We start from the raw sequence: 9,475 nt of genomic DNA, 5'->3' as shown, positions 1-9,475 counted from the left end.
TTTCAAAAAACTAAAACAAACCAGATTAATTGTTACATATACCGATTCACCAAAAAGACGTAAGAACCATTTTTTAAGTGCCACAAACAATAGATCGGTTTTATGTAAGATTTATTTTTTCAAAATGTTCCACTGTTGGGAATGGGTCATAAAAATGGTGTAATAAACGTTTCCACTCTTGGTATTCAGCTGATTGTCTAAAACCAATAGTGTGGTCTTCTAAAGTGTCCCATTCCACTAAAAGCAAATACCTTCCTTTTACTTCCATACATCGCTGTAAATCATGAGATATGTAACCCTTCATCGAAGAAATAACAGTAGACGCCTGCCGAAAAGCATTTTCGTATTCTTTCTCCATTCCTTGTTTAACATGAAGCATTGCAGCCTCCAATATCATATAACCCCTCCTTTTTCTAAATTATACCATTAATAATTATTTAAAAAAGGAGGCGGAACTTTTTAGTTCCGCCTCCTTTTGGACTGAAAATAACAAAATTCTATTTATGTTGCATTCGAAATCGAATTTTATCGTTCACTTTTCAACTAACTTTACTCTAGTCCTTATAATTCTTCTTTCTAAAATAAGTTCATACTTAAATAACGCTCACCTGTATCTGGTGCAATGCACAATACTCGCTTGCCTTCTCCTAAACGCTTTGCCATCTGAATAGCCGCAAATACTGCTGCTGCTGCCGAAGGACCAACAAAAAGACCTTCCTGACTGGCTAACTGTTTAAATGTATTTACCGCGTCCTCGTCGGCAATTTGAATAATTTCGTCATAGACATTCGTATTTAAAATCTCAGGGATAAAACCAGGGCTTGTTCCAACTAATTTATGTGAGCCTGGCTCACCGCCAGACAAAACCGGTGATCCTTTTGGTTCAACGACTGCAACATGCAGGCCAGAAATCATTTCTTTCAACGCTTCCCCTGTGCCTGTAATAGTTCCTCCTGTTCCTGCTGTCGCTACAAAGGCATCGAGACGGCCTTCCATCTGTTCAACTATTTCAACCGCGGTTGTCGTACGGTGAATATCTGGATTTGCCTGGTTTTCAAATTGCTGAGGAATAAAGCTTCCCGGGATTTCCTGATGTAATTCTTTTGCTTTTTCAATTGCCCCAGGCATTCTTTTTGCACTTGGAGTTAATACTACCTCCGCGCCATATGCCTTTAGAATGTTGATTCTTTCTTTCGTCATGTTATCCGGCATAACCAAAATGGCCCGGTATCCTTTGGCTGCCGCATTCATAGCAAGGCCAATTCCTGTATTACCGCTGGTAGGCTCGATGATCGTATCACCCGGTTTAATTAACCCTTTCTCTTCAGCAGCTGTAATCATGTTAAAGGCTGCCCGGTCTTTGACGCTCTTGGTTGGATTGAACATTTCGAGCTTTACATAAACATCTGCCGCATTTCGGGGAACAAGCTTGTTAAGCCGAACAACAGGTGTATTTCCTATTAATTCTGTGATATTATTTGCCACTTTCATCTTGAAGGTTACCTCCTGTTTTTTATTATGACGACATACTTTCAGACACGATTAAAATCAATTTATTTAAAGAATGTCCATCCAGATTTTAATGGCTGTTCCTAGAATCAATAAAGCCAACAGAACCTGCAGTATTTTTGTATTCACTTTTTTTCCAGCCTTTGCGCCTAAAGGAGAGGCCAGCAGGCTTGCAATAATCATGATAGCGGCAGGACCATACAGAACCTGGTCGGTCGTGATTTTGCCGATTGTGGCTCCAATCGACGAAATAAACGTAATCGCAAGCGAAGTGGCAATGGTCATTCTTGTTGGGATTTTCAAGACAACCAGCATAATCGGAACCAAAATAAAGGCTCCTGCTGCACCAACGATGCCAGCTGCAATTCCGACGATGAAGGCAAGCCCAGCCGCCAGCCATTTATTGAATGTCACCTTGTCAAACGGAATATCGTCAACCCCTTTTTTCGGGACAAACATTAGGACAGCCGCAATGGTCGCAAGAATTCCATAAACAAGGTTGACGCCGCCTTCTGACATCATACCAGACCCGTATCCGCCAATGAAGCTTCCAATTAGGATACTTGTTCCCATATAGATAATGAGGGTTTTATTCAAATAGCTGCCCTTTCGATAGGCCCATACCCCGGCAATCGTGGCGAAGAAGACTTGAACGGCACTGATGCCGGAAACTTCATGGGCACTGAACGCGGCCATTCCAAGCATAGGGGGAATATACAAAAGCATTGGGTACTTAATGATGGACCCGCCAATTCCGACCATCCCGGAAATAAACGAGCCAATAAAACCGACCAAGAAAAGCGTGATGATAAAATCAAACTCCATACGTTGTTCCTCCTTTCAAAAGGAGAAAGGGTATCTAGTCGATACCCTTTCATTTCCTTATCAGCCTTTTTTAATCCAGAATTTTAGGACATCGCCGTCTTCTGAATGGTCCACCAGTTCATGGCCGCCTGACTTTGCCCAGGCAGTCATGTCGGCTTTTGCGCCTTTGTCTGTCGCATGGATTTCCAGTACCTGCCCGGACTCCAGTTCATTAATCGCTTTTTTTGTTTTGACAATGGGCATCGGGCAAGCTAGTCCTTTTGCGTCTAATACTTTATCTGAATTCATCTCAATCTCTCCATTCATTTTTTGAAGTAGTGTTTTGTTTTTATTCTTTTATCGAACGGCACAGCGGTTTGGACCGATTTCCATCTCCCGCTGCTGCTCTTCATCCGGGCTGATTTTCCCCATGTTCATCTCGCGAATTTCCTGGTACGCATTTGGCTGCGGCGGCAAGTTGCCGGTAACCATTTCTCTAAATTCAGCTTCGTCTGCGATAGTTAAACCGTGATTTTTCGCAAACAGCGTGCCCAGTTTTTCCGATACGCTGCCGTCTTCATTCAGCTCTTTGATGATCATAAAGTGAGCCGGCAGAACGATAAGTTCATCTGATAGTTCTTTGTAGCGTGTGTACAGTGTTTCACGCAGATCTCCCACCCAGTCTTCTGCCAGTCCCGCTAAATCCGGTCTTCCAATCGAATCAATAAATAGGATGTCTCCTGACAATAAATACGATTTGTCTACAATAAAGGATGTCGACCCGATTGTATGGCCTGGAGAATACAGCGGCTGGATGTTGATTGTTGTCTTGCCGATGGTTACGTCCTGGCCTTCTTCTAATGGCTGGTAGCTAAACGTGACGTCCTGTGCATCCTTTGGCGGCAGCCAGTATGTGGCATTGGCTGCTTCCGCAATCTTTCTTCCGCCTGAAATATGGTCCGCATGAAGGTGTGTATCAAACACATGGGTAATTGTTGCACCGATTTCCTGCGCAAAGTCTGTGTACACGTCTGTCATACGCGTTGAATCAATAAGGGCGGCTTCTCCATTTGATACCACCATATAAGAGAGGCATCCTTTCCCGATGCGGACAAACTGGTACAACTCGCCGCCGTCTTTTAAATCACCGACTTTTACCGGCTCTAAATGCTCACTCCATGCTTTCATGCCGCCTTGAAGATACGATACCGTCAACCCTTCTTCTGAAAGCATATCAGCGACCATGATCGAGGAGCCTTCTTTCGCACACACCACCAGGACGTCTTTATCCTGAGGGAGCTTCGGCAAAATTTCTTCCACTCCATCCAACAGATCAAAGTATGGAACATTGAGATATTGAATAGTTTCTCCTTCTACTTTCCAGTCCTGAAACGCATCTTCATTCCGGACATCTAAAATAAAGAAAGACTCTTTTTGAATTACTTTTCTTGTGACTTCTTTCGCTGTCATTGGATTTACTGGCATACTCTATTACCTCCAGTGGTATATTTTACGTTAAAATTTTTTAATTTTTCTTTTTTTATTTTTAGTATTAGAAGGTTAAGGTTACATCGGCATCTTTCGCAAATTCTAAAAACGTAACCGCTCCGCCTACTTCAATTCCGTCAACAAATGCCTCTTTTTCAAGCCCCATGACATCCATCGTCATCTGGCAGCCGATAAAAGTCACGCCCATTTCCTTCGCCATTCCGACAAGATCCGGGATCGAAGGGACATTGGCTTTTTGGAAGCCTTCAGCAAAATGCTCTTTCCCTTCGGGCATTGGAAGCTGCTGGTATGCCTCTTAGTGAATGAGGTTAAGTCCCTCAAATGTAAAGAAAATAGCTACTTCTTGATCGGTCGCTGCTGCTGCTGTTGCAATGTTGAACACTTTATAGGCATCAAATAACCCGCCGTTTGCGGCAATAATTGCTGTTTTTGTACTCATGTTCTTTTTCCTCCTTGTTTATACCGTTTTTCCTGTCCAGTCACGCATGCCAGGCACGACATTGATTAATTGTTTAAATCCTTGTTTCGCCATCGTTTGTGCGGCTACTTCACTTCTTCTGCCCGAATGACAGATCACGTAAATTAACTCATCTTTCTTTAATTCGCCAGCGCGCTGTTCTACTTCACCAAGTGGAATATGAATGGCCCCACTAATGTGTCCCTCTTCGTATTCGTCTAGTTCACGAACATCTAAAATTGTGAGGGTTTCATTTGCTTCTACTTTTTCCTTAAAATTCTCTAATGAAATTTCAGGTATAACCGTAGTTTCTGTTACAGCATTTGCGCCATCCTTGCGAAGGAAGTGGCGGAGAACATCTCCTTCTGTTTCCGTCCCTAAGTATTCATGGCCTGTTGTGCTTTTGGCCCAAGCCTGCAAGTCTGCTGTTGAGCCTTTATCGGTCGCCTGTATCTCTAATACCTGACCCGGCTCTAAATCATTCATTGTTTTTTTGGTTTTGACAATAGGCATCGGGCAGGCAAGCCCTTTTGCGTCTAATACATGGTTTGGTGTCATCATTCTGTTTCCTCCTTATCATTTAAACCGCTAGGGGTATATAAAAGGGTAAAAAATTATTCAGTGGGACCTTGCCACTCATTCATGCCACCCGTCATGTTTATGACTTTATATCCGCGGTCTTCCAAAAGATTTGCTGCCATTGAGCTTCTGCCGCCTGACCGACAGACCATAATATGTTCTTTTGATTTATCCAGGTCCTGCAGACGGAATTCTAATAAGCCTAAAGGAATATTCACAGCACCCGGAATTTTCCCCGCTGCTACTTCTTGTGTTTCGCGGACGTCAATAATGGAAAGGTCTTTTTTTGGCTGACTAACTTTTCTACCTCATTGGGCATAATTTGTTTCATCAAAACTCCTCCTGACATGTTGATTACCAAGCACTCATTCCGCCTTTAACATTGGTAATGTGCTTAAAGCCAAGCTTTTTTAACAGTTTGCTTGCTTTACTGCTTCTCATTCCGCTTTGGCAGATGACGAAAACCTCTTTTTCTTTTGACAGTTCGTTCGCTCGTTTTGGCAGTTCATAAAGGGGAATGTTTTTAAATTCATTGATTCGGTTCGCCTGGAATTCATTGGGCGTCCGGACATCGATAAACTGTTTATCCTTCGAGTTTAATTCTGATTTTAATTCGATCGTTGAAATATGCTTAACGCCTTTAACCGGGGCAAACTTGCGATACATAAACCATGCCAGGTATACACCTAATAAAATATTGATTAACGTACTGGTCTCAAGCATATGATTCGTTCCCCTCCTTCCCTTTATTGGTTTACTTATTGTCGCTTTGTTTAGATAAACAAGTTTACATTTCCTTCTTCAGCGTCCGCTAAATAAGCGGCTACACCCGCATATTCAATCTCATCTAGCAATTCTTTCTGCTGAAGGCCAAGTAAATCCATTGTCATCGTACAGGCGATTAGTTTGACATCCTGTTCCTGTGCCATGTCAATTAATTGCGGAAGCGTCATCGCGTTGTGCTTTTTCATCACGTGCTTGATCATTTTTGGTCCCATTCCAGCAAAGTTCATGTTGGATAAGCCCATTTTATCCGCTCCACGCGGCATCATTTTCGCGAACATTTTTTCAAGGAATCCTTTTTTCAATTCCAATGGTTGATCCTTACGCAAGGCATTTAATCCCCAAAATGTATGGAAGATGGTGACCTCGTGATCGTAAGCTGCTGCTCCGTTAGCAATGATGTATGCCGCCATTGCTTTATCATAATCACCGCTAAATAAGATGATGGTTGTTTTTTTCTTTTTTTCTGTCATGATGATACCTCCTTATTTTATTTGTTACATCTACCCGTATGGGTATAAAAAATAATTAAAAAAAATTAGCCTTTTTGAATGTAGAAGGTAAACATGCTATCTTCTTCTTTTGAATCCAGCAGGATATGTCCTGTTGATTTTGTCCAGGCTGTTAAATCACTTTTCGCGCCTTTATCCGTTGTTTGAACTTCTAGGATTTGTCCTGTTTCTAAATTGTTCATGGCTTTTTTTGTTTTCACGATCGGCATTGGACAAGCCAACCCTTTTGCGTCTAGTACTTGATCTACGTTCATTCTTTTTCCCCCGATCTGTTTTATACCTATAAGGGTATATTAATATAGAAAAGTTGATCCGTCAACCTTTTTTAATTTTTTCTTTTATCTGCTTTTGACCAACAGCTCTACGGCTTCTTTCACAAGGTTATCCGTACCTTCGCCTGTTTCAATGTTTTCTCTAATACACTGTTCCAGGTTCGTGCTGACAATAACCCCCATTGTCCGGTCAATCGCACCCCGCGCTGCTGAAAGCTGCGTCACGACGTCACGGCAGTCTTTTCCTTCCTCCATCATGTGCAAGATTCCTCTAATTTGTCCTTCAATTCGTTTTAAACGGTTTTCGATTTTTTTATCGTACGTCATAACACATGTCTCCTTTTTGTTTTTGGTTCGATTGGTGCTTTGTTAGTGAGTAACTAGCTACCTCAAAACCTTTTGCTTTTAAATAACGCAGCCCAAGATTCATTTCGAGTTGATCCGACGCTATTACATGTAGCCGGTGCGTGGAATCTCTTGATCATATCTTTTTAGATAGGCGTAGGGAATATTAAGCGACTGTGAATCCTTTTCCGTTTTATTATAATCCCTGATATCCAAGACCATAAGATGGTCCTTTACATTGCTTTCTTCTATATAAGGAATCCCTTTTACAGGATAATAACGTTTATATGCATTAATAATGATAAGGAAAAATACGACTGTCAATAAGGAAAGAATGTGAATCAACTCCTTACAAAAGCGTTTATTGTTTGCAAAAACAATAATATACCCTTATAGGTATATTGTCAAGCATGTTTATTTCTTTTCTGTATCCCTAAAAGGACTGCTTTAAAAAGAGAGAAGGCAGGGAAGTTACACAAAAAAAGATGCCCAGACAGACATCTTTCGGTGACATTATCGAACGGCGCAGCGATTTGGGCCGATTTCCATCTCTCTTTGCTGTTCCAGATCCGGGCTGATTTTTCCCATGTTCATTTGCCGGATCTCTTCATACGAATTTGGCTGCGGCGGCAGGTTTTCCGTTACCGTCTTTTTAAATTCTTCTTCGTTTGGGATATTTAAGCCATGATTTTGTTTGTACAGCACATCAAGTGTTTCTGAAATACTTCCATCTTGATTCATTTCCTTTATGCCCATAAAGTGAGCTGGCAGCACAATAAGTTCACTCTCGAGTCCTTTATAGCGACCATACAGCGTCTGGCGCAGGTCATCCACCCAGTCTCCTGCTTTCCCCGCTAAATCTGGGCGGCCAATGGAATCAATAAACAAAATGTCCCCGGTCAGCAGATATTGATCATCAATGAGAAAAGATGTGCTTCCAATCGTATGTCCGGGTGAATAAACGGCCTGAATAATAGCGTTCCCTACTTTGACAGTGTCACCATTCTGAATAGGAACATATTCAAATATAACTTCCTCCGCATCTTTTGGTGGAAGATAATACGTTCCCCCAAGCTTTTTGGCAAGCTCTTTTCCGCCTGAAATGTGATCAGCGTGAAGATGTGTGTCTAACAAATGAGTAATTTCAATGCCATGTTCCTTCGCAAATTGTTCATATACATCAACCATGCGATTGGTATCAATAATGGCCCCTTTTCCTTCTGATTCAATCAGATAAGATAAACAGCCTTTTCCTAAGCGTACAAACTGATAAATCGATCCTCCACTTGTTAAATCCCCCACTTTGATTGGCTCCAGGTATTCCCCCCATGCCTTCATTCCGCCTTCAATAGAATAAACATTCTTAAATCCTTTTTCTTCTAGATATTTAGCTGCCTTCTTAGAAGAATTGCCTTTTGCACACATCGTATAAATTTCTTTGTCTTTCGGCAGCTTATCTAGAATGGCATCTTCTTCTGTTAATTGGGAGAAAGGCACATTCACGACTTTTGTATTTTCCCCTTCAACTTTCCACTCATCAAAAGCACCCGTATTCCGTACATCCAAAATAAATAACTGGTCTTGATTCAACACTTTTTTGGCCATTTCTTTCGTTGAAACAGTCTTAACGGTCATTCTTTTCCCTCCCATACATTGATAGTAATCATGAATGTTCAAATGATATCGGTCGTCATGTCATTGTTTTAGTACCGTTGAAATGATCATTTCTATTCGGCTGGCTGGCTATAAGTATACGGTTACCAGCAAAGGTATATAACGAAGCAAAAAGAAGAAAGACCATTTATAGAAAAATGCCCCTTCCTTTAAGCCTTATATAGACTGATCAATACAGCCAATCAATCGTTTTTCAATATCCGCTGCTAACGCTTTAATTTCATCATCATGAAGCATTTCAATCATCGCAGTCGGTTTGGGCATTCCTATTTTTGTGACTTGGTTGTCTTCATAAACGACGATTTTACATGGCAAAAAGTAGCCAACCAGCAGGTTTTCGGAAAGAACACGCTGCGCTTCTTTAGGATTGCAGACCTCTAATACTGTATACGGGGTATTGAAATCCATTCCCTTTTCCTGCAGCTTTGCCGTTAGATCAAAATTCCACAATACGCCAAACCCTTCACTTTTCAAATTTTCTTCTAACGATGCAATGGCTTGTTCTGAACTTTTCTCTGTTGTCACCGTATAATCGAACATCTTTGACCCTCCTGATCCTTTTTGAAAAACCTGTGGCGTTCAAAGCTTCAAAGCTGTAAACTCCATCTTATTTTTTCATTCCCTAAAAGGGATCATAAAAAACACAGTCGGTACTTCTTCATAAATATCTCCACATCCTATGACACTATGCAGCATGAAAGAAAGCCATGGCCTTTCATGTAGGCACACCAGAATCAAAACATTAGCGCAAAAATTTGATCTGAAACCTTTTAGAGGTTTATTAGTCTGTCAGTAAAGTATTTGGCTCTCATAATTAATTTTGCGTAAAAGTTTACTTTTACGAACGGTGCTTAACTTTATTGTTTAACTGTTTATCTTTGCTTCTCCATTACTCAAGTGTTTGGATTGTCTCACTTTATTGGGCCTGTATTTGGCACTTAAAAAATGGTTCTCACGTCTTTTTGGTGAATCGGTATATGTAACAATTAATCTGGTTTGTTTTAGTTTTTTGAAATAGTATTTTTCAAAGG

12 protein-coding genes and 2 pseudogenes are annotated in these 9,475 nt (G+C 41.1%); all 14 read right to left on the bottom strand.

What is annotated here, in order from left to right; genetic code table 11:
* Nucleotides 1-100 precede the first annotated feature (100 nt).
* Entirely contained in the window at nt 101-397 is a 297-nt protein-coding gene (locus NLX67_RS21990) for an antibiotic biosynthesis monooxygenase family protein (protein WP_254313539.1), read from the bottom strand.
* Nucleotides 398-576: 179 nt separating this feature from the next.
* Nucleotides 577-1,491 carry a cysteine synthase A gene (gene cysK / locus NLX67_RS21985; RefSeq protein WP_254313538.1) on the bottom strand — a complete coding sequence of 305 codons (915 nt, stop codon included), beginning with the start codon at nt 1,489-1,491 and terminating at the stop codon, nt 577-579.
* 66 nt (nt 1,492-1,557) lie between these two features.
* A complete protein-coding gene (locus tag NLX67_RS21980; RefSeq protein WP_254313537.1) occupies nt 1,558-2,334 on the bottom strand; it encodes a sulfite exporter TauE/SafE family protein in 777 nt (258 codons plus the stop codon).
* Between the two features lie 60 nt (nt 2,335-2,394).
* Complete coding sequence (locus NLX67_RS21975) at nt 2,395-2,622, bottom strand: sulfurtransferase TusA family protein (protein WP_254313536.1); 228 nt, start codon at nt 2,620-2,622, stop codon at nt 2,395-2,397.
* A 48-nt stretch (nt 2,623-2,670) separates the two neighbouring features.
* On the bottom strand, nt 2,671-3,798 hold the full coding sequence (locus tag NLX67_RS21970; protein WP_254313535.1) for an MBL fold metallo-hydrolase: 1,128 nt from the start codon (nt 3,796-3,798) through the stop codon (nt 2,671-2,673).
* A 67-nt stretch (nt 3,799-3,865) separates the two neighbouring features.
* Nucleotides 3,866-4,261, bottom strand: a pseudogene (locus NLX67_RS21965) (DsrE/DsrF/DrsH-like family protein).
* A gap of 18 nt (nt 4,262-4,279) precedes the next feature.
* Nucleotides 4,280-4,840: a sulfurtransferase TusA family protein gene (locus NLX67_RS21960; RefSeq protein WP_254313534.1), complete on the bottom strand. Its 561-nt coding sequence runs from the start codon at nt 4,838-4,840 to the stop codon at nt 4,280-4,282.
* A 53-nt stretch (nt 4,841-4,893) separates the two neighbouring features.
* Nucleotides 4,894-5,189, bottom strand: a pseudogene (locus NLX67_RS21955) (rhodanese-like domain-containing protein).
* 23 nt (nt 5,190-5,212) lie between these two features.
* On the bottom strand, nt 5,213-5,581 hold the full coding sequence (locus tag NLX67_RS21950) for a rhodanese-like domain-containing protein (protein ID WP_254313533.1): 369 nt from the start codon (nt 5,579-5,581) through the stop codon (nt 5,213-5,215).
* A gap of 50 nt (nt 5,582-5,631) precedes the next feature.
* Nucleotides 5,632-6,114, bottom strand: coding sequence for a DsrE/DsrF/DrsH-like family protein (locus tag NLX67_RS21945; RefSeq protein WP_254313532.1), 483 nt, complete (start codon nt 6,112-6,114; stop codon nt 5,632-5,634).
* Between the two features lie 65 nt (nt 6,115-6,179).
* Nucleotides 6,180-6,407: a sulfurtransferase TusA family protein gene (locus tag NLX67_RS21940; RefSeq protein ID WP_254313531.1), complete on the bottom strand. Its 228-nt coding sequence runs from the start codon at nt 6,405-6,407 to the stop codon at nt 6,180-6,182.
* An 84-nt stretch (nt 6,408-6,491) separates the two neighbouring features.
* Nucleotides 6,492-6,752: a metal-sensitive transcriptional regulator gene (locus NLX67_RS21935; RefSeq protein ID WP_254313530.1), complete on the bottom strand. Its 261-nt coding sequence runs from the start codon at nt 6,750-6,752 to the stop codon at nt 6,492-6,494.
* Nucleotides 6,753-7,283: 531 nt separating this feature from the next.
* On the bottom strand, nt 7,284-8,405 hold the full coding sequence (locus tag NLX67_RS21930) for an MBL fold metallo-hydrolase (protein WP_254313529.1): 1,122 nt from the start codon (nt 8,403-8,405) through the stop codon (nt 7,284-7,286).
* Nucleotides 8,406-8,600: 195 nt separating this feature from the next.
* A complete protein-coding gene (locus NLX67_RS21925) occupies nt 8,601-8,984 on the bottom strand; it encodes a DUF302 domain-containing protein (protein WP_254313528.1) in 384 nt (127 codons plus the stop codon).
* Nucleotides 8,985-9,475: the final 491 nt, after the last annotated feature.

The sequence above is a fragment of the Domibacillus sp. A3M-37 genome (assembly GCF_024213455.1).
In the GTDB taxonomy this organism is placed as follows: domain Bacteria; phylum Bacillota; class Bacilli; order Bacillales; family Domibacillaceae; genus Domibacillus; species Domibacillus tundrae.
The sequence above is the reverse complement of the archived record's forward strand: the minus strand, read 5'-3'. Positions and strand labels throughout refer to the sequence as shown.